Origin of the sequence: Sphingomonas sp. OTU376, from assembly GCF_038440415.1 — a bacterium.
GTDB lineage: Bacteria > Pseudomonadota > Alphaproteobacteria > Sphingomonadales > Sphingomonadaceae > Sphingomonas > Sphingomonas kyeonggiensis_A.
The window spans coordinates 1-22,994 of record NZ_JASATQ010000025.1 but is presented as its reverse complement, the minus strand read 5'-3'; the positions used below and the strand labels follow the sequence as shown (position 1 = coordinate 22,994).

18 protein-coding genes and 1 tRNA gene are annotated in these 22,994 nt (G+C 66.8%); 8 read left to right on the top strand and 11 right to left on the bottom strand.

Annotation, left to right across the window (positions count from 1 at the left end):
• Positions 1 to 8: 8 nt before the first annotated feature.
• The 4 genes from AAHM44_RS12470 to AAHM44_RS12455 all read right to left on the bottom strand — a co-directional run bounded on the left by AAHM44_RS12470 (position 9) and on the right by AAHM44_RS12455 (position 3,797).
• Positions 9 to 1,079, bottom strand: coding sequence for a DUF11 domain-containing protein (locus tag AAHM44_RS12470; RefSeq protein WP_269575043.1), 1,071 nt, complete (start codon positions 1,077 to 1,079; stop codon positions 9 to 11).
• Positions 1,080 to 1,147: 68 nt separating this feature from the next.
• Positions 1,148 to 1,618, bottom strand: coding sequence for a hypothetical protein (locus AAHM44_RS12465; RefSeq protein WP_342250182.1), 471 nt, complete (start codon positions 1,616 to 1,618; stop codon positions 1,148 to 1,150).
• A gap of 14 nt (positions 1,619 to 1,632) precedes the next feature.
• Positions 1,633 to 2,391 carry a hypothetical protein gene (locus AAHM44_RS12460; RefSeq protein WP_342250181.1) on the bottom strand — a complete coding sequence of 253 codons (759 nt, stop codon included), beginning with the start codon at positions 2,389 to 2,391 and terminating at the stop codon, positions 1,633 to 1,635.
• Between the two features lie 509 nt (positions 2,392 to 2,900).
• Complete coding sequence (locus AAHM44_RS12455) at positions 2,901 to 3,797, bottom strand: LysR family transcriptional regulator (protein WP_342250180.1); 897 nt, start codon at positions 3,795 to 3,797, stop codon at positions 2,901 to 2,903.
• 145 nt (positions 3,798 to 3,942) lie between these two features.
• Here AAHM44_RS12455 and AAHM44_RS12450 point away from each other — a divergent pair, with 145 nt between their 5' ends.
• The 6 genes from AAHM44_RS12450 to AAHM44_RS12425 all read left to right on the top strand — a co-directional run bounded on the left by AAHM44_RS12450 (position 3,943) and on the right by AAHM44_RS12425 (position 13,829).
• Positions 3,943 to 5,178 (top strand): multidrug effflux MFS transporter, encoded by a 1,236-nt coding sequence (locus AAHM44_RS12450; protein WP_342250179.1) that lies wholly within the window; start codon positions 3,943 to 3,945, stop codon positions 5,176 to 5,178.
• Positions 5,179 to 5,206: 28 nt separating this feature from the next.
• Positions 5,207 to 6,226: an aldo/keto reductase gene (locus AAHM44_RS12445; RefSeq protein ID WP_342250178.1), complete on the top strand. Its 1,020-nt coding sequence runs from the start codon at positions 5,207 to 5,209 to the stop codon at positions 6,224 to 6,226.
• Entirely contained in the window at positions 6,223 to 6,435 is a 213-nt protein-coding gene (locus AAHM44_RS12440) for a hypothetical protein (protein ID WP_342250177.1), read from the top strand. The genes AAHM44_RS12445 and AAHM44_RS12440 overlap by 4 nt, the downstream gene beginning before the upstream one ends.
• A gap of 32 nt (positions 6,436 to 6,467) precedes the next feature.
• On the top strand, positions 6,468 to 7,019 hold the full coding sequence (locus tag AAHM44_RS12435; protein WP_342250176.1) for a flavodoxin: 552 nt from the start codon (positions 6,468 to 6,470) through the stop codon (positions 7,017 to 7,019).
• A 48-nt stretch (positions 7,020 to 7,067) separates the two neighbouring features.
• Positions 7,068 to 8,060 (top strand): AraC family transcriptional regulator, encoded by a 993-nt coding sequence (locus tag AAHM44_RS12430; protein WP_342250175.1) that lies wholly within the window; start codon positions 7,068 to 7,070, stop codon positions 8,058 to 8,060.
• 312 nt (positions 8,061 to 8,372) lie between these two features.
• Complete coding sequence (locus AAHM44_RS12425) at positions 8,373 to 13,829, top strand: autotransporter domain-containing protein (protein ID WP_342250174.1); 5,457 nt, start codon at positions 8,373 to 8,375, stop codon at positions 13,827 to 13,829.
• A 241-nt stretch (positions 13,830 to 14,070) separates the two neighbouring features.
• On the opposite strand, the gene AAHM44_RS12420 is transcribed toward AAHM44_RS12425, so the two are convergent.
• The 6 genes from AAHM44_RS12420 to AAHM44_RS12395 all read right to left on the bottom strand — a co-directional run bounded on the left by AAHM44_RS12420 (position 14,071) and on the right by AAHM44_RS12395 (position 19,882).
• A tRNA-Lys gene (locus AAHM44_RS12420) sits at positions 14,071 to 14,146 on the bottom strand.
• A 101-nt stretch (positions 14,147 to 14,247) separates the two neighbouring features.
• Entirely contained in the window at positions 14,248 to 15,384 is a 1,137-nt protein-coding gene (rodA, locus tag AAHM44_RS12415) for a rod shape-determining protein RodA (RefSeq protein WP_269575054.1), read from the bottom strand.
• On the bottom strand, positions 15,384 to 17,417 hold the full coding sequence (mrdA, locus tag AAHM44_RS12410) for a penicillin-binding protein 2 (protein ID WP_342250173.1): 2,034 nt from the start codon (positions 17,415 to 17,417) through the stop codon (positions 15,384 to 15,386). Before mrdA ends, rodA begins: the two co-directional genes overlap by 1 nt.
• Positions 17,417 to 17,923: a rod shape-determining protein MreD gene (gene mreD, locus AAHM44_RS12405; RefSeq protein WP_311768446.1), complete on the bottom strand. Its 507-nt coding sequence runs from the start codon at positions 17,921 to 17,923 to the stop codon at positions 17,417 to 17,419. Before mreD ends, mrdA begins: the two co-directional genes overlap by 1 nt.
• A 2-nt stretch (positions 17,924 to 17,925) precedes the next feature.
• The gene (mreC, locus tag AAHM44_RS12400) at positions 17,926 to 18,825 is read right to left on the bottom strand and encodes a rod shape-determining protein MreC (RefSeq protein WP_269575057.1); all 900 of its coding nucleotides are present in this window, start codon (positions 18,823 to 18,825) and stop codon (positions 17,926 to 17,928) included.
• Positions 18,826 to 18,841: 16 nt separating this feature from the next.
• Positions 18,842 to 19,882 carry a rod shape-determining protein gene (locus tag AAHM44_RS12395; protein ID WP_116840784.1) on the bottom strand — a complete coding sequence of 347 codons (1,041 nt, stop codon included), beginning with the start codon at positions 19,880 to 19,882 and terminating at the stop codon, positions 18,842 to 18,844.
• Positions 19,883 to 20,030: 148 nt separating this feature from the next.
• Between AAHM44_RS12395 and mutL the strand changes: the two genes are divergently transcribed.
• Positions 20,031 to 21,833 carry a DNA mismatch repair endonuclease MutL gene (gene mutL, locus AAHM44_RS12390; RefSeq protein ID WP_342250172.1) on the top strand — a complete coding sequence of 601 codons (1,803 nt, stop codon included), beginning with the start codon at positions 20,031 to 20,033 and terminating at the stop codon, positions 21,831 to 21,833.
• A gap of 20 nt (positions 21,834 to 21,853) precedes the next feature.
• Positions 21,854 to 22,144, top strand: a complete 291-nt coding sequence (locus AAHM44_RS12385; RefSeq protein ID WP_342250171.1) for a hypothetical protein — start codon at positions 21,854 to 21,856, stop codon at positions 22,142 to 22,144.
• A gap of 435 nt (positions 22,145 to 22,579) precedes the next feature.
• Here the strand turns inward: AAHM44_RS12385 and AAHM44_RS12380 are convergent, their stop codons facing one another.
• Positions 22,580 to 22,867, bottom strand: coding sequence for a hypothetical protein (locus AAHM44_RS12380; protein ID WP_269575060.1), 288 nt, complete (start codon positions 22,865 to 22,867; stop codon positions 22,580 to 22,582).
• Between the last annotated feature and the right edge of the window lie 127 nt (positions 22,868 to 22,994).

Below are 22,994 nucleotides of genomic sequence, written 5' to 3'. Positions count from 1 at the left end.
TATGCGGATCAGTTGATCGTGACTCGGAACGCGACGGCGTAAGCGCCGAGCGGCGCTACCGACGGGATCGTGCCCCGCACCGTGGTGCCGTCGAACGAACCGCCATAGAGGTCGGTCTCGTCGGCGCCGGTATTGTTGTCGTCCTCGGTGGTGCCGATCAGGATGCAGCCGCCACCGCCGGCCGAGGTGCCGACCTGGATCGAGCCCGGCACGAAGGTGGTGTTCGCCGGCACATTGTCGGTCACAGTGAGATTGGTCGCCGTGCCCGGGCCCGCATTGTTGATCGTCATGCAATATTCGATCGTCGCGCCGGGGATGGCATGCGGGTTGACCAGGAAGTTGATCGGATCGCTGATCACGCGCGAGGTCTTGCCCAGCGTCACCACCGCGGTGGAGATGTGATAGGCGTCGAACGCGCGGGCCTGGCCGTTGCGGGCGAGGTCGAGCGCGCCCGAGCCGTCGGCGAAGACGATTTCGACGGTGCCGGCGGAATCCGGCAAGAGCGTCGAGCTGGCGATCAGGTCGGCGCCGAGCGCGCCGCCCGTGCCGCCGGTCGCTGCCACGACGTTGAGCGAGACGATTGCGGTATCGATCCCCGGGGTGTTCGGTATGTCGGCGACGATGAACACAGTGACCGAGGCATCCGGCGCGAGCTCGTCGATATAGGTCGCGGTGTCGATACCGGCGTCGTAGGTGCCGTTGCCGTTGCTATCGACATAGGCGTGCATGTTGGTGACATTGAAATTGTCGCTGCCGAGCAGCGGGATCGATACGCTCTGCTGGTCCGGATCCAGGCGGAAGTCCTGGGTCGCGTTGGTCAGGTTGGTGACGGTGAAGGTCGTGACCTGGGCCGTGGCGCCGATCGCCGTTTGCGTCACTGCGCCGCCGACTTCGGCGACCGCCAGATTCACTTTCTTGTCGACCACGAAGCTGGCGACGTTCGACGAGACCGACTGGGTCGATCCGCCGACGTCATAGCTGACGCTGGCCTGGTTGTTGACGGTGGTGCCAGACGCGGTCTGCGACTGGGCGAAGGCAGGCGCTGCCAGGGTCGTTGCCGCGAGTGCGCTGCCCCCCAACAATGCCCCCCGCAAAGGATGGATGCTCATGAGAAAATACCCCAATTACGTACGATAAAATACTGATATCACTTAAGAAGTGCGCGGAATGCGACTTGCTGCGCACCGCCGGCGGGCACCGGCTGGGCCAACCGCCAGCGCACCACGCGCACATCGGCCGCGGTGGCGGGGCGGGCCCGGCCATCGGCGGTGACGATGCGAAGCGAAGCGAGCTGGCCGAAGCTCTTCCCGTCGACCGACACTTCGGGCGCGGGGGAATTGGCGGCGGGTCCGGCATATTGCATGCCGGCCGGCACCGGATTGGCGATCACCACGCCGCTGGCGGGCTTTGCGCCGCTGTTGGTGACCTTGATCTGGTAGACGACATGGTCGCCGGGCACGACGCGCCTGGCCGGCACCAGCTTGACCTGGGTGGTGCCGTTGGCTGCGTCGGCACGCGTTTCGGCGAGTACGGTCGTGGTGATGTTCACCGGCCCGGTGGGCGCGGCGACGGCGGCAGTCGTCAGCAACAGACTGCCGAGCAACAAGGCATGGCGCATGGTGAAACTCCTCGTCATTGGATGGTGACCTTGAACTGGATGCTGTGTGTGGCGGCCGCTGGCACATCGCCGAGCGCGACCCGGATCCCGGTGCCGTCAAAGCCGCCGGCATCGCCGTCGCTGGCGTCGCTGAGCGCGGTGCCGTCGAGCATGAGGCTGCCGGGGAGGTAGCGCGTCCCGGCCGGGATCGGATCGATGACCGCGGCATTGGCGGTGAGGCCGGGGAAAGTGGCGACAAGCGTATAGGTCACCACCGCGCCATGCGCGGGAATGGTCCCGCCCCAGGGATCGAGCACCGACTGGCTCTTGGTGAGCGTCGGATCGCCGCCGTCCACCACCGGCTCGATGGTTACGACGGTGGAGACGGGGCCTGTGCCGATGGTCCCGCCGCTGCTGCCCTTGGGATGGGCGATCAGGGTCAGCGTATGGACCGTGCCCAGCCTGCTGCGGAAGAACGCGAGGAAGTCGACCGATTGGCCGGGCTCGAGTTCTTCGGTGCAGCCGTCAGGCAGCATCCTGTCATGCGCGGGATCGTAGAGCCCGTCGCTGTCGCCATCGATCGCGAAGCCCTCGACCGTGCCGTCGGGATAGTCGGCGCTGAGGCAGAAGGCCTGGCGGCTGTTGCCAATATTGGTCAGGGTAAAGGGAAGGGGTGTGAGTTGGCCTGGCACCACCGCCATGCGCAGCGGGCGCGCGACGATCCGGCTGCCGATGAATTCTGCGACTTGCAGCGTCGAGGGGTTGGAGCTGACCTGCTCGGGCGCGCCGTCCATGGAATAGTCAAGGCGCGCGGTATTGGTGATCCAGGTTCCCGCGCGCGTCTGCGCGAAGGCGGGCGTCGTACAGATACAAGAAAGGGCTGCCGCAGACAGTAATACTGCCCTGCGCTCCCTTTCATGTCTGACACGAGTAACCTGCAAGCAATTTTCCCCCTGAAATCGCAGGGGTAAATTGCGCTCGACGAATTAATTTAAACTGTAAGTGTATACCGTGGTTAATCCCTAGCCGTGATCTTGCGAGTAAGTATGTTGACATAGAAATTGCGTAATTTGATGTAGAAATTGCGTAATAACCGCAATATTGTCTGTAAATTATCTTCGGGTTTCTCGCTATTTGCGATATGCGTCGGGTCGTGAGGATCTGCACGCCCGTCCAGCATCCTGAGCGGGTTCATGATTGGACGGTGGTTCGCCGAGACCGCTAGCGGGTGCCGAGCCCGCTTGTCTCGTGCTTGCCGACGGCCTCTGCTTCCTGGTCGAAGGCGCCGGGTTTGCTAGGGGGCTCAGGGCTGCCGGTAGCGAAGAGCTTCGATGAACAGCCTGAATGCCGGCGACACCAGCCGGCGGCTTGGATAGTAAAGGTGATAGCCGTCGAAAGGCGGGCACCAATCTTCAAGTATTCGCACGAGCGATCCTGAGCGCAGTTCTTCATTCGCCCGGTCTTCCATGACGAACGCGATACCGTGCCCCGCCGCCGCAGCCTTGAGGATCAGCGAAACCCGGTTGAGCACCAGCTGGCCGTCCACCTTCATGCGCAGTTCGCGTCCGTCCTTCTCGAACTCCCAGGCATAGATTCCACCCGCACTGGTCATGCGCAGATTGATGCAGCGATGCCGGGCGAGATCCTGGGGTGTTGCCGGCATGCCATGCTCGGTGAAATAGCCGGGCGCACCGACTGCGATCATCCTGACCTGTGGACCAATGCGGACCGCGATCATGTCCTTGGCGAGCGCTTCGCCGAGGCGGACGCCGGCATCGAAGCGGCCGGCGACGATGTCGGTCAGGCCGGACTCCACGTTCAGCTCGATGTTGATGTCCGGATACGCGAGGGCAAACCGGTCGATCGCGGGCCAGAGGATCGTTTCGGCGGCATGTTCGGACGTCGTGATGCGGACCGTGCCGGCCGGCCGTTCACGCAGCCGGGTCAGCGAGGCCAGCCGCTGGTCGATTTCCTCCAGGGCCGGTCGGAGCGTGTCGAGGAGGCGTTCGCCCGCTTCGGTGGGGGCAACGCTGCGGGTGGTCCGGGTCAGCAGCCTGAGGCCAAGCCGGGTTTCAAGTCGGCGGACGGTATGGCTGAGCGCGGATTGCGAGATGCCCAGCTTCTTCGCGGCGGCCGTGAAGCTCGCTTCCTCGGCGACTGCCAGGAACATCGTGAGGTCCGCCATGTCCTCGCGTTTCATGCCGGTTCCTCAAAGTTTCATGACTGACATTCATAGGCTCAAGTTGCATTGCCTGTCTAATCGGCAAGGGTCCAAGGGCGTAAATGGGCGGTGATCAGGAACGCTGCGGCAGTGGACCACCGTCCTGCTCGTGAAGGACCGCGACATGACGATGCAAGTCACCTCCCCGTCGATCAGTCTCCCGTCGGAGGCGGCAAGTGCAGCTCGCAACCCTCTGCGGATACTGGCGGTGCTGGCGACGCTGATGGCGTTCGGTTCGATTTCCACGGACCTGTATCTGCCTGCAATGCCCGCGATGGCGATCGACCTGCACAGCGGCCCGGGCGCGCTGGAGCTGACGGTGTCCGCCTATCTGGTCGGCTTCAGCCTTGGCCAGCTCTTCTGGGGCGCGGTTAGCGACCAGATCGGACGCCGGATACCCGTCGCGATCGGCATCGCGCTCTTCATGATCGGTTCGGCCGGCTGCGCACTTTCCGCCAGCGTGCCGGAAGTGATCGCATGGCGGTTGGTGCAGGCAACCGGCGCTTCCGCCGGCGTCGTTCTTTCCCGCGCGATGGTGCGCGACTTGTTCGCCGGCAACCGGGCGGCGCAGATGCTCTCCACCCTGATCACGATCATGGCGGTGGCGCCGCTGGTCGGGCCGCTGATCGGTGGCCAGCTGCTGTCGATCGGATCCTGGCATCTGATTTTCTGGCTGCTCGTCGGCATTGGGGCGATCACGATGGCGGCGCTGTTCACCGTTCCCGAAACGCTCGCATCCGAGCGGCGGGACGCCAGTGCCGTCCGCCACGCCCTTTCGCGCTACGTCGCTCTGCTGGGCGACCGGCGGATCCTCGCGGCGGCAGGCGTGGGCGGTTTCTTCTATGCCGGTGCCTTCGCCTATATCGCCGGTTCGCCCAACGCATACATCCGCGTCCACCACGTCTCGCCACAGCTTTATGGCTTTCTGTTCGGCCTGGCGATCCTGGCGATCATGCTGATGAACATGCTCAATGCCCGGCTGGTGCCACGCCTCGGCATGAACCGTCTCATCCGTTCCGGGGCAATGATCGCGGCAATTGCCGGGCTGGCGTCGGCGGTAGCGGGCTATACCGGCTTCGGTGGGCTCGCCGGCCTGGCCGTCCCGCTGATCCTGTTCAGCGGCATGAACGGACTGATCGTGGCCAATTCCATCGCAGGCGCGCTGGATGCCTTTCCCGAGCGGGCCGGAGCCGCCTCCGCGCTTATCGGCGCGTTCCAATATGGCGGTGGCATCTTGGGTTCGGCGCTGGTGAGCATGCTGGCGGATGGAACGCCGGGTCCGCTGGGCCTGGTGATGGCGCTCACCGGGGCAGCCTGCCTGCTTTGCACCTGGCTGCTGCCGTGCACGGCCCGCAACTGATTTCAAACCGACAAACCGGAGAATTTCGATGAAGACACGTACGCTTGGTCAGGGCCTTCAGGTCTCGGCACTCGGATTTGGCTGCATGGGCCTGGACTTCGGCTACGCCACCCGGGTGAGCAAGGATGAGGGCGTCACCCTGATCCGCCAGGCCGTGGATCGCGGCGTCACCTTCTTCGACACGGCAGAAGTCTATGGTCCCTTCACCAATGAGGTGATGGTCGGCGAGGCCCTTCGGCCGGTGCGGGATCAGGTGGTGATCGCCACCAAGTTCGGCTTCGACATCGATCCGGAAACAGCCGAGAACCGCGGCGTCTCCAGCCGTCCCGAAGCCATCCGTGGCATCGTGGACCGTTCGCTACAGCGGCTCGGGATCGAGACCATCGATCTGCTCTATCAGCACCGCGTCGATCCCAATGTGCCGATCGAGGATGTCGCGGGCGTCGTTCGCGATCTGATCGCCGAGGGCAAGGTCAAGCACTTCGGGCTTTCCGAGCCCGGCGCGCAGACGCTGCGCCGCGCCCATGCGGTGCAGCCGGTGACGGCAGTCCAGAACGAATATTCGTTGTGGTGGCGTGCGCCGGAGACCAACGGAATTCTCGCGGCCTGCGACGAGCTCGGCATCGGTTTCGTGCCGTACAGCCCGCTCGGCAAGGGATTCCTGACCGGCGCCATGTCGAACCAGACGCTGCCGCAGGGCGATTTCCGCGCAACGACGCCGCGCTTCCAGCCGGAAGCGCTGGCGAAGAACGAGGCATTCGTGGATCTGCTGCGGCGCGTCGCCGGCGAGAAGAGCGCTACGCCTGCCCAGATTGCCCTCGCCTGGTTGCTGGCGCAGCGCCCGTACATCGTGCCGATCCCGGGCACGACGAAGCTCCATCGGCTGGAGGAGAATATTGCGGCGGCCGAAGTGGTGTTGGGCGACGATGAACTGCGCGACATCAATGAGGCAGCATCCCGGATCGAGCCCGCCGGCGAGCGCTATGCACCTGCGCAAATGGCAATGGCCGGCCGCGAGGCACCTGCCAGGCAGGAGGTGGCGGAATGACCGGGCAACCGAAGATCGGCCGCCGCGCCTTGCTGGCCGGAGGCGCGCTGGCTATGGCCTCGCTGATTGCGCCGGGGACTATTGCGTCGGCGCAGATCGCCGGCGCCCCGGACGCTTCCGGGGCGGTGGCGGCGATCACGGTCAAGGGCGATCGCCTGCCACTGGCGGTGCAGGCGTTTTCTGGGGTGGAAGCCCCGATGCGACCGTGACGGGGAAGGGCGATGCCTTCTCCCGTCGCGCGATGCTTGCCGCGCCGGCGGTCCTCGCGTTTACCAGCACGGGCGCCTGTGCGAAGGACGGGGGCGCGGCGATGACCGGTTCCAAGGTGCTCGTCGCCTATCTCACACGCTCGGGCAACACGCGCGTCATTGCCGAGACGCTTCACCGGGAGCTTGGCTGCGGACTGTTCGAGATCCGACCGGCCCGCCCGTATCCCCAGGATTATGAGCAGCACGTCGCGCAGGCGACAAGGGAGCGGGATAGCGGCTTCGAGCCCGTGCTGGCGGCGAAGATCGAAAATCTGGCGGATTGCCGGGAGTTGTATCTCGGCTTTCCCATCTGGGGTGAAACCGTGCCCCCACCGATCCGATCGTTCCTGAAGATGCATGATCTGCGTGGGCGCACGATACGGCCGTTCATCACCCATGGCGGCTACGGCATCGGCAACGCTGCGTCGGTACTTGCGAGCCATGCGCCAGCTGCCCGGATCGAGACGCCTTTTGTGATGGAGGCAGATCAGGAACGGCGAACCCTCAACCAGGTCAGAAGCTGGCTTGGCCAGTCGAAAGGATAAAACCACATCCGGTTGGCAAGACCGCCGGACAGGGCTACCCCCGTAACGATGTCGCTCGCCCCTCGAACCGAAACTGCTTCCCGAAGCTATTTCGGTACCTTCTCCGATCCTGACGCGATGGCATCGGCAATCGGCGGGATCAACTCGGGGAGCAGTCCCAATCCGCTGGGCGGCTCCGGGCGGAACTTCCACGCGATGCTGGCCCGCGCGGTTTTCGACGGGCTCAACATCGGCATCGGCAAGTTCGCCCGCGGCATCCCGCAGACCGCGGCCATCCCCAATGTCCACACCTTCATGTTCGCCACCGAGCCGGGCATCGTCCGCCAGGTTTCGGGCCGGAAGCTGTTCGGCCGGCGCATCTTCCATTTCCGCCCGGACGAGCGGACCGTCACCGGCTCGCCCGACGGCATGCCCTGGGCCTTCGGCATTGTCGCCATGCCGTTCGACCGGCTCGCCGGCCATGCGCCCGACCTGATCGGCACCGATCACGGTGTGCCGCTCGACGACGACCGGATGTTCCACGCCCCGGAGGCCGCGCTGACTCGGCTCACCGACCTGATGCGAGACATGGCGGAAGTGATCCGCGACACGCCGTGGATCGTCGACGCGCCCCAGCCGGCAAAGGCGCTGTCCGGCACCATCCTCGACAGCCTGCTCGCCTGCCTTGCCCATGGCCGGGTAAGTGCCGACCGCGCCGCGCTTGGCCGCCACCGCGACATCGTCACGCGGTTCGAGCGCGTGGTGGAGGAGCGGCCGGAGGAGATGCTCTCGCTCGGCGCGATCTGCGCGGCTGTGGGCGTGCCGCAGCGCACGCTCAACCTCGCCTGCCAGGAGTTCCTGGGCGAGAGCGCGATGCACTATGCCCGCAACCGCCGGCTCGAGCGGGTGCGCGAGACTCTGATGGCGTCGGACCCGTCGAGCACGCTGATCACCAGCGTCGCGATGCATTACGGCTTCTGGGAGCTAGGCCGCTTCGCCCAGGCCTATCGCCTGCGCTTCGGCGAGCGCCCCTCCGATACGCTGCGCAGGAACGCGCACTAGCACGTACCGGCATTCGGCTCTTTCAGTTCCGCGGCGAAGGCCGGGGCCCAGCTGCAATGTCGGTCGAGAAGTTCACGCGCCTAACCAACTGCGTCGAGACTGGGCCCCGGCCTTCGCCGGGGAACTTGAAGGGCTGAATGCCTATCTCCCGCCCCTCGGGCATTCATGCCGGAATCGCATAGTGAGCCGCCGCACCCCCGTGGCAAGCGCCGGACGGGACATCGCCGCCGGTCCGGGGAACCGCGGCGCATGGGTCCCGACTTTCAACATGCAATTCCGGCCCGGCGAGACGGGCCGCCATCGGGGTGAGCCATGCAGCATCAGTTTCTCAAGGCGCGGTCGGCGCGTCTGGTTCGCGGTTCGACTTCGCTGGCGGCGCTCGCCGTGGCGATCAGCCTGGCGCCTTCGATGGCGCAGGCCCAGCGGATCACCCAGGGCGGCGGCAACGGCGCCTGGATCTCCGGCCGAACCATCGGACAGGGCGGCATCGCCGGCGGCGGCGGCGGCGCCAGCAGGGGCGCCGGCGGTTCGGCGGCGCAGACCCCGGATGGCACGGCGTCGGCTGGCGGCATCAGTTCGGGCGGGGCCGCGGGTGGCCAGCCCGGCACACCCAACGATATCGCGGCTGGCGGCGGGGGCACGGGCGGCAGTAGCGCCGGGGCGACGGGCGGCGATGGCGGCGCCGGCAATCTGGTCACGGCCACCGGCAATTTCGCCTTCTCGATCGACTATGTGGGCGGTGACGGCGGCATCGGCGCCGGCTCCGGCGCTTCGGCTGGCGGCGGTGGCGCGGGGCTCGTGCTGACTGGCGCCAATGTCCAGGTCACGACACAGGGTTATGACGTGACCGGCGGCAATGGCGGCCGCGGTTCGGGCCAGGGCAGCGGCGGCGGCGGCGGCGCAGCGCTGGTGTTGCTCAATGGCGGCAGCGTCACGGTCGATGGCGGCACGGGCGGTGCATTCAGCACGATCACCGGCGGCATCGGGCAGGAATATGGCGGCTCGGGTGCTGGCATATTCCTCTATGACGGCGGCACGCTGACGATCCGGAACGGCAACAAGGTGACTGGCGGCGAGGGCGGCACCTTCACTACCGACGGTGGCACCGGTGGCGCCGCGGTGCTCAGCAATCTCGGCACGGTGGTCAACGAAGGGGCGATCGCCGGCGGCGAAGGCGGTTATGGCTATTCCCGTGGCGGACGTGCCGGGGACGGCGTGCAGGCCTGGGGCGGCACGATCCAGAACAGCGCGACCGGAACCATCACCGGCGGCCGGGGCGGCTACAACAATAGCGGCAACCCCAGTCATTATACCGGCGCCGGCGGTGCGGCCGTACGCCTGATGGATGGCCAGGCCGCGACACTGATCAACGCCGGAGAGATCAATGGCGGCGCGGGTGGCCCGCGCTATGCGTTCGGCACCGCGGTCGGTGCGGGTGGTATGGGCGTGGTGGGCGCCGCGGGTGGCGGCTCCACGATCATCAATTCGGGCATCATCCGTGGCGGCGTGAACGCATCGTCGCAGCGCAACCTTGCGATCGGCCTGTTCGGCGACAACAACCGGCTCGAGCTGCGGGCGGGCTCCTATATGGATGGCGGCGTCGTGGTCCAGGCCGGCGGCGTCAACAATGTCCTGGCACTGGGTGGCAGCACCGATTCGGGCTTCGACGTCACCGAGATCGGCTCCACTGCCAGCTTCAACTATTATCTGGGCTTCGACACCTACGAGAAATCGGGGTCGAGCACCTGGACGCTCACCGGCACCGGCAATCAGGACTGGCGGATCACCGGCGGCAACCTGGTCGGCGACACCAACAGCCTGGGCGGCAACCTGACCTTCACCTCCACCCCGCTCACCAGCGTCGTGGCGTTCAACCAGAATTTCGACGGCAGCTATGCCGGCACGATCTCCGGCACCGGCACCATGCTCAAAATGGGCAGCGGCACGGTCACCCTGACCGGCAGCTCCGCGGTCGATTGGGCGATCAACCAGGGCGGTGTGATCGCCGATGCGAACCACTTCACCGGCAACGCCAAGATCCTGGCCGGTGCCTCGCTGACCTTCAACCAGACCGGCAACGCCAGCTATGCCGGCACGCTCCTCGATGCCGGCGACCTGCACAAGACCGGCAGCGGGCGGCTCACGCTGACCGGGGATTCATCCTGGCTGACCGGTACGACTTTTGTCGAGGAAGGCACGCTGACAGTGAACGGTCGGCTCGGCTCGAGCGTCACCGTGGCCTCCGGCGCCACAGTCGGCGGCTCCGGCACCATCGGCCGCACGACCGTACAGAGCGGTGGCCATCTCGCGCCGGGCAACTCGATCGGCACGCTGAACGTCGTCGGCGGCCTCACGGTCGCGGCGGGCGCCAATCTCGATTTCGAGCTGGGCCAACCCGGCGGCCTGGCCTTGTTCGGAATCAGCGACCGGATCGTCGTCTCGGGCGGCGACCTCGCGCTCGACGGCACGATCAACCTGAGCCAGAGCGGCAACCCGGCCGATGGTGCGGCGGGGATCGGCTATTACCGGTTGATCACCTATACCCACCAGATCACCAGCAACACCGCGGTGATCGGCACCACGCCCGGGCTCAGCAACGTCAATTACGAGCTGCAGGTCGGCGGCGGCAGTGTAGACCTGTTTATCAGCCCGTCGCTGATCCCCGGAGACGATACGCTGCAGCACTGGCAGGGCGGCGACGGCACCTGGAACGCCGCGAACACCCAGTGGCTCAACCAGGGCGGCACCGCCCCGGCGAGCTGGGCGGGCAATTACGCCGTGTTCAAGGATGACGACGGCTATGTCGGCGGCACGATCACCGTTGCGGGCGCGCAGTCTTTCCTCGGCCTCCAGTTCGTCAACAAGGGCTATGTCCTGCAGGGCAGCGGCCAGCTGGTCACCGATCCGGCCGGCAGCGAGATCCGCGTGCTCGCCGACAGCGCCGAGATCGCCACCGAGATCACCGGAACCGGCGCTCTCATCAAGACCGAGGCGGGGACGCTGATCCTCACGGGCACCAACAGCTATTCGGGCGGCACCACCATCCAGGCCGGCACGCTGCAGATCGGCAACGGCGGGACGAGCGGCTCGATCACGAACAATGTCGTCAACAACGGCACGCTCGCCTTTGCGCGCTCCGATGAGACCAGCTTTGACGGCATCATCTCCGGCACCGGGGCCGTGCGCGTGCTGAGCGGCGACGTCACCCTCACCGCCGACAGCAGCTATTCCGGCGGCACCGGCATCGCCGCGGGTGCGACGCTGCGGGTCGGCAGCGGCACCAGCGGCTCGATCGGCGGCAATGTCGCCAATGACGGCACGCTCGCCTTCACGCGCTCCGATGCCAGCAGCTTCGGCGGCACCATCTCCGGCGCGGGCGCGGTGGAGGTCCTGAGCGGCAGCATAAGGCTCACCGCCAACAACAGCTATACCGGCGGTACCAGCGTCGCCAACGGCGCGACCCTGCAGCTGGGCAGCGGCAGCACGACGGGCTCGATCACCGGCAATGTCGCAAATGACGGCACGCTCGCCTTCGGACGTTCGGACGAGATCGGCTTCGGCGGCATCATCTCCGGCACCGGCGCGGTGCGCATCCTCAGCGGCGGCGTCGCACTCACCGCCGACAACGGCTATACTGGCGGCACCAGCATCGCCACCGGTGCGATCCTGCAGATCGGCAATGGCGGGACGACCGGCTCGATCGTCGGTACCGTGGCCAATGACGGCACGCTCGCCTTTGCCCGTTCCGATGCCGGCACTCTGGGGGGGAGGATCACGGGCTCGGGCGCGGTGGAGGTCCTGAGTGGCAGCCTCACGCTCACCGCCGGCAACAGCTATACCGGCGGCACCAGCATCGCCACCGGCGCGACCTTGCAGCTGGGCAATGGCGGCACCACCGGCTCGATCACCGGCAATGTCGCCAACAGCGGCACGCTGACCTTTGCCCGTTCCAGCTCCAACAACTTTGCCGGCACGATCTCGGGCTCCGGAGCGGTGCGCATCCTGAGCGGCAGCGTCACCTTCACCGCGGACAGCGGCTATACCGGCCGCACCAGCATCGCTGCAGGCGCCACCTTGCAGCTCGGCGATGGCGGCACGACCGGCGGGATCACCGGCAATGTCGCCAATGGCGGCACGCTGGCCTTCAACCGCTCGAACAATCTTGTCTTCGCCGGCGTACTCAGCGGTGCCGGCAGCATCCGGCAGGCGGGTTCGGGCAAGACCGAGCTGACCGGCGATTCGAGCGGCTATACCGGGACGACCAGCGTCGCGAACGGCACGCTGGCGGTGAACGGCAAGCTCGGCGGCACGGTAACCGTGCTGGCCGCCGGACGTCTGCAGGGCACCGGCACCATGGGCAACACCATCGTCTCCGGCACCATCGCGCCGGGCAATTCGATCGGCACGCTGAACGTCGCCGGGAACATCGTCTTCAACACCGGCTCGACCTATGAGGTCGAGGCCGACGCCGCGGGCCTGGCCGACCGCATCGTCGCCACGGGCACCGCCACGCTCAACGGCGGCACCGTCTCGGTGCTTGCCGGTGCCGGCAACTACCGGCCGGAGACCAGCTATCTGATCCTCCACGCTGATGGCGGCATCGCGGGCACCGGCCGGTTCGGCGGCGTAACCTCGAACCTCGCCTTCCTCGATCCCTCGCTCAGCTATGACGGCAACAACGTCTATCTGCGGCTGCGGCGCAACGACATCAGCTTCGCCAGCGTCGGTGCCACGCCGAACCAGGTCGCGACCGGCACCGCGACCCAGGGCCTGGGCTGGAACAGTCCGGTCTTCGCGGCGGTGGCCAATCTCTCGGCCGAGCAGGCCCGCGCCGCGTTCGACCAGCTTTCCGGCGAAGTCCACGCCTCGGCACGCACCGCGCTGATCGAAGACAGCCGCTTCCTGCGCGACGCGGTCGCCGATCGCCTGCGCGCGGCGGACGCCGGCTTCGCCATCTGGGGCAATGGCTTCGGATCCTGGGGGCATTGGGGAAGCGACGGCAACGCCGCCCGCCTCAATCGTTCGGTCAACGGCTTCGTGCTCGGCGCCGACGCCACGGTCCTCGGCAAGGCGCGGCTTGGCCTGGTCGGCAGCTATGACCGTGCCAGCTTCGACACGCGGGCACATGGCTCGTCCGGCACGCGCGACAGCTATGAGATCGGCATCTATGGCGGCGCGGACCTGGGTGGGGCAGCCGTGCGGATCGGCTTGTCTCATGGCTGGCACAAGCTCGACACGACGCGCCTGGTCGCCTTCCCAGGCTTCACGGATGGCCTCAAGGGCGAGCAGGATGCCCGCACCACCCAGGCCTTTGGCGAGCTCGCCTATCGTATCGAGCTGGGCGCCACGCGCGTCGAGCCCTTCGCCGATTTCGCCCATGTCTGGCTGAGCACCGACGGTGCCACCGAGAAGGGCGGGGCGGCGGCGCTCCGGATCGCCTCGGCGGAAAGCGGCACCAGCTTCACCACGCTCGGTCTGCGCGCCGCGCCGTCCTTCTCGCTGGGCAGCGCGAAGTTCACGGCCCGCGGTGCACTTGGCTGGCGCCATGCGTTCGGCGATGTGACGCCGCTATCGGCGATGCAGTACGCGAGCGGTGGCGACAGCTTCCGGATCGCCGGCACCCCGATCGCGCGCAATGCCGCCGCGCTCGATGCCGGGATCGATCTCGCGCTTACCTCGCGGGCAGCGCTCGGCATCGCCTATGGCGGCCAGTTCGGTTCGAACGCTTCCGACCAGTCGGTGCGCGCCAGCTTCAGCCTGAGGCTTTGAAGGCGTGCGGCTGATGCTGGGGGCTCAGCCGCACGGAATCTCGTAGGGCCAGCAAGCCATTGCACCTGCGATCGAGAGGAGGGGGCTGTCGCGTCGCGGCGGCCTCCCGGCCTGCTGCGCTCGGTTGCAGCCTTCTGGCGCCAATGGCACCGTGCGTTTTCTGGGTCTGCCAACTGCGCTTGGGCGGCTCCGAAAGCTCCCGAAAAGCTTCTGAGGATATGCCGCTAAGTCATTGAAGGAATGGTGGACGCACTAGGGCTCGAACCTAGGACCCGCTGATTAAGAGTCAGCTGCTCTACCAACTGAGCTATGCGTCCATTCCGGGTTGTTTCGGCGCCCTTGGTGAGTGCGCCTCCGCAGTGGAGGTGGGCCTTTAGCTGCGAGGTTCGCGGCTTGTAAACCCCCTATTTTGAAAAAATCACCAACGCTGCGTGCGGCGGCTGTTCCGGTCGATGGAAAGCAGGATTCCGAAGCAGATCATGAAGGTCATCACGGCGGTGCCGCCGAAGCTGATCAGCGGCAGCGGCACGCCAACCACCGGCGCCAGGCCCATCACCATCGCCATGTTGATCGCGCAGTAGAAGAAGATCGTCGCGGCAAGGCCGGAAGCGGTCAGCCGGGCGAAGCGGCTCTGCGCGCGCATGCTCACGCCGATCGCCCAGCGGATCAGGATGCTGAAGCCGATGATCAGGAAGAAGCCGCCCATCAGGCCCCATTCCTCCATCATCGTCGCCAGCGCGAAGTCGGTATGCCCCTCGGGCAGATAGTCGAGATGGCTCTGCGTGCCCTGCAGGAAGCCCTTGCCGAACACGCCGCCCGAACCGATCGCCACCTTGGACTGGCTGATATGATAGCCGGTGCCCAGCGGGTCGCTCTCGGGGTTGAGGAAGATCAGCACGCGGTTGCGCTGATAGTCGTGCAGGACGAAGTTCACCGCGAAAGGGATCGCCAGCGCCAGCGCCAGCGCGCCGCCGATGAACAGGCGCAGTGGCAGGCCGGCCAGGAACATCACCGCGACGCCGCCGAAGCTGATCGCCAGCGCGGTGCCGAGATCGGGCTGCAGCATCACCAGCGCCGCCGGGATGCCGATCAGCACGCAGCCGGGCCATAGCGCGCCGAACTTGCGGATCTCGCCGGCGGGCAGGATCTCGTAGAAGCGGGCCATCGCCATGATGATCACCGGTTTCATCAGCTCGGAAGGCTGCAATCGGATGAAGCCCAGGTCGAGCCATCGCTGGCTGCCGCCGGCGACCGCGCCGAGCAGCTCCACGCCCACCAGCATCAGCACGACGACGATGTACATGGGGAAGGCGCCCAGCGCCCAGAAGGTCTCCGGCACGCGCGACATGCCGATCGCCATGGCCAGGAACACGAAGAAGCGTAGCCCCTGGTTGAACGCCCAGGGCGTCACGCTGCCGCTCGCCGCCGAATAGAGCACGACCAGCCCGAACATGCCGATCGCCACCACCAGCCCGATGATCCGCCAGGGGAGCTGGGCAAGCGGGCCGGGGACGATGCCCGAGGGGCCAAGGCCCGAGGATTGGAGCGTGGACATCAGTCTGCCTCCACGCTGCCGCGTTCGGCCGCGCTGCTGTCGATGGTGTTGCTGGTCGTGGCGTTGGCCGCTTCGGAGGCGACGGTGCTCGCTGCCTCCGCCGCGTCCTCGGGTGCCTCGGGGGGCGGGGCGCTCTGCGCGGCCCTGAACGCCGCGGACTGGGCCGCCATCCGGGTGCGATAGTCGCCACCCCAGGTCGGCTCCTCGGCGTGCAGCGAGTCCATCGCGCGCTTCCGGTCGAACAGGAAGGTCATGATGTCGCGGCCGATCTGCGGCGTGTCGAGATTGCGGATCGTGTGGCCGTTATGCTCGAGCACGATGCCGGCGGCATATTTGGGATTGTCGGCCGGCGCGAAGCAGACGAGCAGCGCGTGGTCGCGCAGCTTGAATGGCAGCGAGGCGTTCTTGAGCACGCCCGAGCGGCGCTCGGCCATGGTGATGCGGCGCACCTGGGCGGTACCGGTCTTGCCCGCCAGCGAGATGCCGGGGACCAGCATGCGCGCCGCGCCGCCGGTGCCGCCTCCGTTGATCACGCCGAACATCGCGTCGCGGATGATCGCGAGCTGCTCCGGCGTGGCGGCAAGGGGAGAGGCCTCGATGCGCGGGGCATCGGCGATCAGCCTCGGGATCAGCTCGCGGCCCGAGGCTAGCCGGCTCGCCATCACCGCCAGCTGCAGCGGATTGGCCAGCACATAGCCCTGGCCAATCGACGCGTTGAGCGAATCGGCGACGGTCCATTGCTGCTTGTAGCGCTTCAGCTTCCAGGCGCTGTCCGGCACCGTGCCGAAGCGCTGGGTGGAGAAGGGCAGGTCGAACTTCTGGCCCAGCCCCATGGCGCGAGCCATCGGCGCCACCGCGTCATAGCCCACGCGGCGCACCATTTCGTAGAAATAGATGTCGCAGCTCTGCATGATCGCATGCTTGAGGTCGAGCGGGCCATGGCCACCGCGCTTGTGGCAGTGGAACACGCCATTGCCGACGCGCATCGCGCCCGAGCAGACGACGCGGGCATTGGGATCGACGCCGGCATGCATCAGCGCCAGGCCGTTCATCGGCTTCACCGTGGAGCCCGGCGGATAGAGACCCTGCAGCACCTTGTTCATCAAGGGGACGTGGTCGTCCTCGCTCAGCATCTTCCATTCGTTGCGGCTGATGCCATCGGAGAAGCTGTTGGGGTCGTATGCCGGCATCGAGACCATGGCGAGGATGTCGCCATTGCTCACATCGATCACCACCGCCGAGCCCGAATTGGTGCCCAGCCGCCGCGCGACATATTCCTGGAGCAGCGCGTCGATGGTAAGCTTCACCGTCTCGCCGGGCTGGTCGGGCCGAGTGGCGAGTTCCTTGACCAGCCGGCCATGCGCGGTGACTTCGACGCGCTTGGCGCCGGGCGTGCCGCGCAGGCGGTCCTCCAGCACCTTTTCCAGCCCGTCCTTGCCCAGCTTGAAGCCGGGGGCGACGAGCAGCGGGTCCTTTTCCTTCTTGTACTGCTCGGCCGAGGCGGTGCCGACATAGCCGACCAGATGCGCGACGCCCGCCGCCAGCGGATAGTTGCGCGAGAAGCCGCGGGTGGGCTGCACGCCCGGCATCTCGGGCACGCGCACGCTGACCGCGGCGAAATGCTCCCAGTCGAGCTTGTCGGAGACCTGCACCGGCTGGAAGCCCGACGCGCGCTTCAGGTCGGTGCGGATGCGCGCCATCTCCTCCTCGCCCAGGCTCAGGATCTGCTGGAGCATGCCCAGCGTCTTTTCCTTGTCCTCCATCCGGTCGGGGATCATGTCGACGCGGAATGCGGTGCGGTTGTTGGCGATCGGGATGCCGTTGCGATCGACGATCCACCCGCGGCGCGGCGGGGTGAGCGTCAGGCGCACGCGGTTGCTCTCGGCGGTCAGCCGGTAGCGCTCGTTCTCGAACACGGCGAGCCAGGTCATCCGCCCGGCCAGCACCAGCGCGGCAGTGCCCTGAAGCCCGCCGAGCACCAGCGCGCGGCGGGAGAAACTGTAAGCCTGCGCTGCTTCGGTGATCCGGGCCATTATTGTCGCTTCTTATCCCGATCGAGCCATGCGCAGAACCGGGCAATCACTGGAAAAAGTGCCGCCGAGACGACAATCTGGAGCAATAGCGCGGTATCGACATGCGCGCTGAACGGCGTCGCCAGCAGCCGCCCGCCGATCAGCACCAGCCCGATCGCCGCCGATGCGATCAGCCAGTCCTGCCAGAAATCGCGCCACACCAGCCGCGTGTCGAGCACATCGACCATCAGGATCGCCAGCGTCCACAGCACCATCGCGCTGCCCAGCGGCTGGCCGCTCAGCATGTCGTCGACAAAGCCCAGAGGCACCGGCATCCACACCTTCATCGCATCGCCGCGCACCAGCCGCCAGCCGAGCAGCATCATCAGCCCGAACGGCGGCAGGAAGGGCACGGTCGCGATGATCGGCAGCAGCACCGTCATCGATCCCAGCACCACCGAGAGCGGCGCCAGCCAGACGCTGCGCGGGATCTTCTCGCTGCGGCCGAGAGGAATATAGTCGGTCACCGCTATTTCTTCTGCGCCGCCGGCTTCGCGCTGGGCGAGGCGCTCGGCGTAGGCGTCGGCTCGGGCAGGAAGGTCTGCTGGACCAGCGCGAAATCAAGCGCGTCCGGATTGGCCGAGGGTGCTGCCACCGCAATGTCGCGCGCGGTGCGGATCACCCGCGCCACCGGGATGTTCGGCGGGAAGATTCCGCCGGTGCCCGATGTCACGAAGGTATCCCCCGGCTGGAAGATCATCGTCGCCACGCTGGCCGAGCGAATGTCGAGCAGTCCGTCGCCGCGGCCCGTGGCGATGCCGGGCAGGCCGTCGCGGGTGCGGCGCACCGGCACGATGCTCTCCGAATCGACGATGAGCAGCACGCGCGCGGTGTTCGGGCTGGTTTCCACCACCTGGCCGATCAGCCCGTCGGGCTGGCGCACGGGCTGGCCCGACTTCACGCCCTGCCAGCCGCCCGCGTTGAGCGTGGCATAGCGGCGGGTGCTGCCGATCGAGCTCGCCACCAGCCGCGCCACCGCCACCGCATCGGTGGAGACGTCGCGCAGCTTGAGCATCTCGCGCAGGTGGCGATTCTCCTGGTTGAGCGTGCGCGCGCGATCGACCAGCAGCGCGTCATCCGCCATCTGCTTCTTCAGCCGCGCGTTCTCGCCGCGCACGTTCCAGTAGCTGGAGACGCCGCCGGGCACCCCGGCCACGCTGGTGCGCACCCAGGTGAGGCCACTGGCGACGGGCGTGGTGATCTCCGAGAAGAAGCCGCGCACCGCCGCGAAGGCCGGCGGGTTGAACGTCGAGAGCAGCAGCAAGGCCACGCCGATCAGCATGCCGCCGACCGCGCCCACATAGCCGAGGAAGAGCCCGTATTGCGCCCGCCGCGAAAAACCCGGGCGCCGGTTGCGTGGCGGCGCCATCTCCCCTTATCCTCGCTTAGACTTGGATGAGCACGCCGCGGAACACCGGATCCTCGAGCGCGCGGCCCGTGCCCAGCGCCACGCAGGTCAGCGGGTCTTCGGCGATCGTCACGGGCAGGCCGGTCTCGTCGCGCAGCACTTCGTCGATGCCCTGCAGCAGCGCGCCGCCGCCGGTGAGCACGATGCCCTGGTCGACGATGTCGGCGGCCAGTTCCGGTGCCGTGTTCTCGAGCGCGATGCGCACGCCTTCGACGATCGTGCCGACGGGCTCGGACAGTGCTTCGGCGATCTGGCCCTGGTTGATCTGGATTTCCTTGGGCACGCCGTTGACCAGGTCGCGACCCTTGATGTGGATCGTCTGGCCGATGCCGTCCGCCGGCGGCTTGGCGATGCCGACTTCCTGCTTGATGCGCTCGGCCGTGGCTTCGCCGATCAGCAGGTTATGGTTGCGGCGCACGTACGAGACGATCGCTTCGTCCATCTTGTCGCCGCCGACGCGGACCGAGGTGGAGTAGGCGAGGCCGCGCAGCGAGAGCACGGCGACTTCGGTGGTGCCGCCGCCGATATCGACGACCATCGAGCCGATCGGCTCGGTCACCGGCATGTCGGCGCCGATCGCCGCCGCCATCGGCTCCTCGATCAGCCAGACCTGCGAGGCGCCGGCGTTCGAGGCGGCGTCACGGATCGCGCGGCGCTCGACCGAGGTCGAACCCGACGGCACGCAGATCACGATCTGCGGCCAGCGCATGAAGCGCCGCTGGCCATGCACCTTGCGGATGAAGTGCTTGATCATTTCCTCGGCGATGTCGATGTCGGCGATCACGCCGTCGCGCAGCGGGCGGATCGCCTCGATGCTGCCCGGGGTCTTGCCCATCATCAGCTTGGCGTCGTCACCGACTGCCTTCACACGCTTGACGCCGTTCAGCGTCTCGACCGCCACCACCGACGGCTCGTTGAGGACGACGCCGCGGCCGCGCAGATACACGACGGTGTTCGCGGTGCCGAGGTCGATCGCCATGTCGTGGGACATGAAATTGAACAAGCGGGGAAATGCCATCTATGGTTCCGTCCTGCGGCGCGGGCGCCCGCCGCGCAGCTCTTCAAAAAAATCTAGTCCGGCCCCTTCCGGGACGGACTGAAGAATCCGGCCTGGTGCGATGCGGTTGGGGTCGCGGGATGCCGTCGCTTGGGCTAGAGCAACGACCATGTCAATACGCCGTCTACCCGAACATCTTGTCAACCGGATTGCTGCAGGCGAAGTGGTCGAACGCCCCGCCAGCGCGCTGAAAGAACTGGTCGAAAACGCCATCGACGCCGGGGCGACCCGGATCGCCGTCAAGCTATCCGGTGGCGGCACCGATCTGATCGAAGTCACCGACGACGGATGCGGCATGTCGCCGCCCGAAATGGCGCTCGCGCTGGAGCGGCACGCCACCTCCAAGCTGCCCGATGACGAGATCGATCAGGTCACGACGTTGGGTTTCCGGGGCGAGGCGTTGCCCTCGATCGCCAGCGTCGCGCGCATGTCGCTCGAAAGCCGGGTGCGCGGCGCCGAGGGGTGGCACCGGATCGTCGATAATGGCGAAGTCGTCTCCGAAGGCCCCGCCGCACTGCCGCCGGGCACCCGGATCCGAGTCGAGAGCCTGTTCGCCCGCGTGCCCGCCCGCCGCAAGTTCCTGCGCTCGCCGCGCGCCGAATATGCCGCCAGCCTCGATGTGATGAAGCGGCTGGCGATGGCGCGGCCCGATATCGCCTTCTCGGTCGAGCATGACGGGCGCAAGGCGTTCCATGTCCAGGGCAATGAGAGCGGCCCCGAGCGCGTCGCCGGCCTGACCGACCGGGCGCTGGCGGAGAACAGCGTTGCGATCGATTTCGAGCGCGAAGGGCTGGTGCTGGGCGGCGTCGCCGGCCTGCCGACCTTCAATCGCGGCGTCGCCGATCACCAGTATCTCTTCGTCAACGGCCGCCCGGTGAAGGATCGCCTGCTGATCGGCGCCCTGCGCGGCGCCTATGCCGAGATGCTGGCGCGCGACCGGCATCCGGTGGTCGCGCTGTTCCTCGACGTCCCGCCCGACCAGGTCGACGTCAACGTCCACCCCGCCAAGACCGAGGTTCGCTTCCGCGATCCGGCACTGGTGCGCGGGATGATCGTCTCGGGCCTGCGCCGTGCGCTCGACGAGGCCGGCCACCGCAGCGTCCAGCGCCCGAGCGAAGCAGCGCTCGGCATGTGGACCAGCGAAACCAGCCCGCCGCCGGCACCCGCGCCGCAGCTCTGGGATGCCGAGCCGGCCTTCACCCCGGCACCGCAATACAGTCCGGCACCGTCCTACAATTATTCGAGCGTCCAGGATCGCCGTCCGAGCTTTGCCGCTCCGCCGCCGCTCGCCCGCGCCGAGCCGGCCATCGCGCCGGTGCCGCAAAGCGTCCAGCATCCGCTCGGCGTCGCGCGTGGCCAGGTCGCCAAGACCTATATCGTCGCCGAAGCCGAGGACGGCCTGGTCCTGGTCGACCAGCACGCCGCGCATGAGCGCCTCGTCCTCGAGCGGATGCGCCGGGCGATGTCCGAAGGCGGTGTCGCCAGCCAGGGCCTGCTCGTCCCCGAAGTGGTCGAGCTCGACGAACCCGGCTGCGACCGGCTGGAGGCGCGCGCCGGCGAGCTCTCCGACTTCGGCCTCGACATCGAGCGCTTCGGCCCCCACGCCGTGCTGGTCCGCGCCGTTCCCGCCGCGCTCGGCAAGGGCGATGTCCACGCCTTGGTCACCGACCTCGCCGACGAACTGGCCAGCTTTGACGAAGCGCTCAGCCTCAAGGAAAAGCTCGACCATGTCGCTGCGACCATGGCCTGCCACGGCTCGGTGCGGGCAGGACGGGTGCTCTCGGTCGCCGAGATGAACGCGCTGCTCCGCGAAATGGAAGTCACCCCGCATTCCGGCCAGTGCAACCATGGCCGCCCGACCTGGGTGAAATTGGCGCATGGCGATATCGAGAAGCTGTTCGGGCGGAAGTGAAGGCTTAGAGAATGTTCGTAATGGAAACCGTGGACGATCTCTGGAATCACATCGCCTATGTCCTTGGCTATGCGCCTGATAAATTCCCGTATCGCGACTTTCTTCCAGCCGATGGTCAGATGACGCTGGATCGCGCATTTGAGCAACTCCACGCCGGTGTCTTGATCGCCTATCCCGAAGACCAATGGGCGGAAAAGCGTCGCGAGCTTCACGACATTTTGGATCGTTCGTTCTTAGCCTATCGGAACGGACAAGAGATCGAAGGCGGCCACCTGCTGAACGATTTCGAAAGCCGAATTTTCAAACAGTGACGGAACGTGCTTGCACTTGGGTGAAGCTGGCGCACGGCGACATCGAGAAGCTGTTCGGGCGGAAGTGAGAGCATAGGAAAATCGACCTCCAGCCCCTTGCTCGACTCAACGAGGAAATGCTCTGTCGATAAGTGCGCTTGGCAGGAGCAGGCGCTGAGGCGGCAAATCCGCCGTAATCGTGGAGGGCCCTTGGGCCTTATCTTAAGATTACAGGGTGAGCTCGGAGCGGCAAATGCTTGAACACGTGCCAACGCTGATTCTCGTCGGGGTCGCGATAGGGAATGCGATGTTTGGCTTGGCTGCGGTCATTCGGGCGCCGTTCGAAGGTTGGGCCACGGTAATACGGGCAAAACGGGGTGAGCCTGAACCTGCTAGACAGGGGACTGCCGTATCAACGCTCACAAGGCGACGCCAAAATGGCGACAGTGCTTAGCCCTACCGCCGCACTTTCCCGAAGTGCCACGCACAGTAACTCCCCAGCACCAGCCAGCCGGCGATCACCGGCCACACGCCATAGTCGTGCAGCGAGTAGCTGAGCAGCGCCGAGATCCCGATCAGCAGGTTCGCGGTGCCCCAATAGAAGTTCATCAGCGGCGAGGAGTGCCCCACGCCGCGCGGACGGGCAAAGGGAGTGGGGAAGGGCTCCCCGCGCAGGCCGGAGGCAAGGTGCGGGATCGCGTTGCAGAGCAAGGCGCCGGCCAGGAACAATACGAGATACCCCATCGGCGGTAATCCTCACCGATAAGGGCGCATCTGGCAATCTACCTTGTTCCCCGGCGAAGGCCGGGGCCCAGGGTTTCTCTGCCGTTCCGCTCGTGACCCTGGGCCCCCCCGGGGGGGGCGGGGGGGG

Excerpts from the sequence above, each read along its gene's own strand:
- AAHM44_RS12465 (WP_342250182.1), bottom strand. The coding sequence starts at position 1,618 with ATGCGCCATGCCTTGTTGCTCGGCAGTCTGTTGCTGACGACTGCCGCC.
- AAHM44_RS12460 (WP_342250181.1), bottom strand. The coding sequence starts at position 2,391 with ATGGACGGCGCGCCCGAGCAGGTCAGCTCCAACCCCTCGACGCTGCAA.
- AAHM44_RS12455 (WP_342250180.1), bottom strand. The coding sequence starts at position 3,797 with ATGAAACGCGAGGACATGGCGGACCTCACGATGTTCCTGGCAGTCGCC.
- AAHM44_RS12450 (WP_342250179.1), top strand. The coding sequence starts at position 3,943 with ATGACGATGCAAGTCACCTCCCCGTCGATCAGTCTCCCGTCGGAGGCG.
- AAHM44_RS12445 (WP_342250178.1), top strand. The coding sequence starts at position 5,207 with ATGAAGACACGTACGCTTGGTCAGGGCCTTCAGGTCTCGGCACTCGGA.
- AAHM44_RS12440 (WP_342250177.1), top strand. The coding sequence starts at position 6,223 with ATGACCGGGCAACCGAAGATCGGCCGCCGCGCCTTGCTGGCCGGAGGC.
- AAHM44_RS12435 (WP_342250176.1), top strand. The coding sequence starts at position 6,468 with ATGCTTGCCGCGCCGGCGGTCCTCGCGTTTACCAGCACGGGCGCCTGT.
- AAHM44_RS12430 (WP_342250175.1), top strand. The coding sequence starts at position 7,068 with ATGTCGCTCGCCCCTCGAACCGAAACTGCTTCCCGAAGCTATTTCGGT.
- AAHM44_RS12425 (WP_342250174.1), top strand. The coding sequence starts at position 8,373 with ATGCAGCATCAGTTTCTCAAGGCGCGGTCGGCGCGTCTGGTTCGCGGT.
- rodA (WP_269575054.1), bottom strand. The coding sequence starts at position 15,384 with ATGTCCACGCTCCAATCCTCGGGCCTTGGCCCCTCGGGCATCGTCCCC.
- mrdA (WP_342250173.1), bottom strand. The coding sequence starts at position 17,417 with ATGGCCCGGATCACCGAAGCAGCGCAGGCTTACAGTTTCTCCCGCCGC.
- mreC (WP_269575057.1), bottom strand. The coding sequence starts at position 18,825 with ATGGCGCCGCCACGCAACCGGCGCCCGGGTTTTTCGCGGCGGGCGCAA.
- AAHM44_RS12395 (WP_116840784.1), bottom strand. The coding sequence starts at position 19,882 with ATGGCATTTCCCCGCTTGTTCAATTTCATGTCCCACGACATGGCGATC.
- mutL (WP_342250172.1), top strand. The coding sequence starts at position 20,031 with ATGTCAATACGCCGTCTACCCGAACATCTTGTCAACCGGATTGCTGCA.
- AAHM44_RS12385 (WP_342250171.1), top strand. The coding sequence starts at position 21,854 with ATGGAAACCGTGGACGATCTCTGGAATCACATCGCCTATGTCCTTGGC.
- AAHM44_RS12380 (WP_269575060.1), bottom strand. The coding sequence starts at position 22,867 with ATGGGGTATCTCGTATTGTTCCTGGCCGGCGCCTTGCTCTGCAACGCG.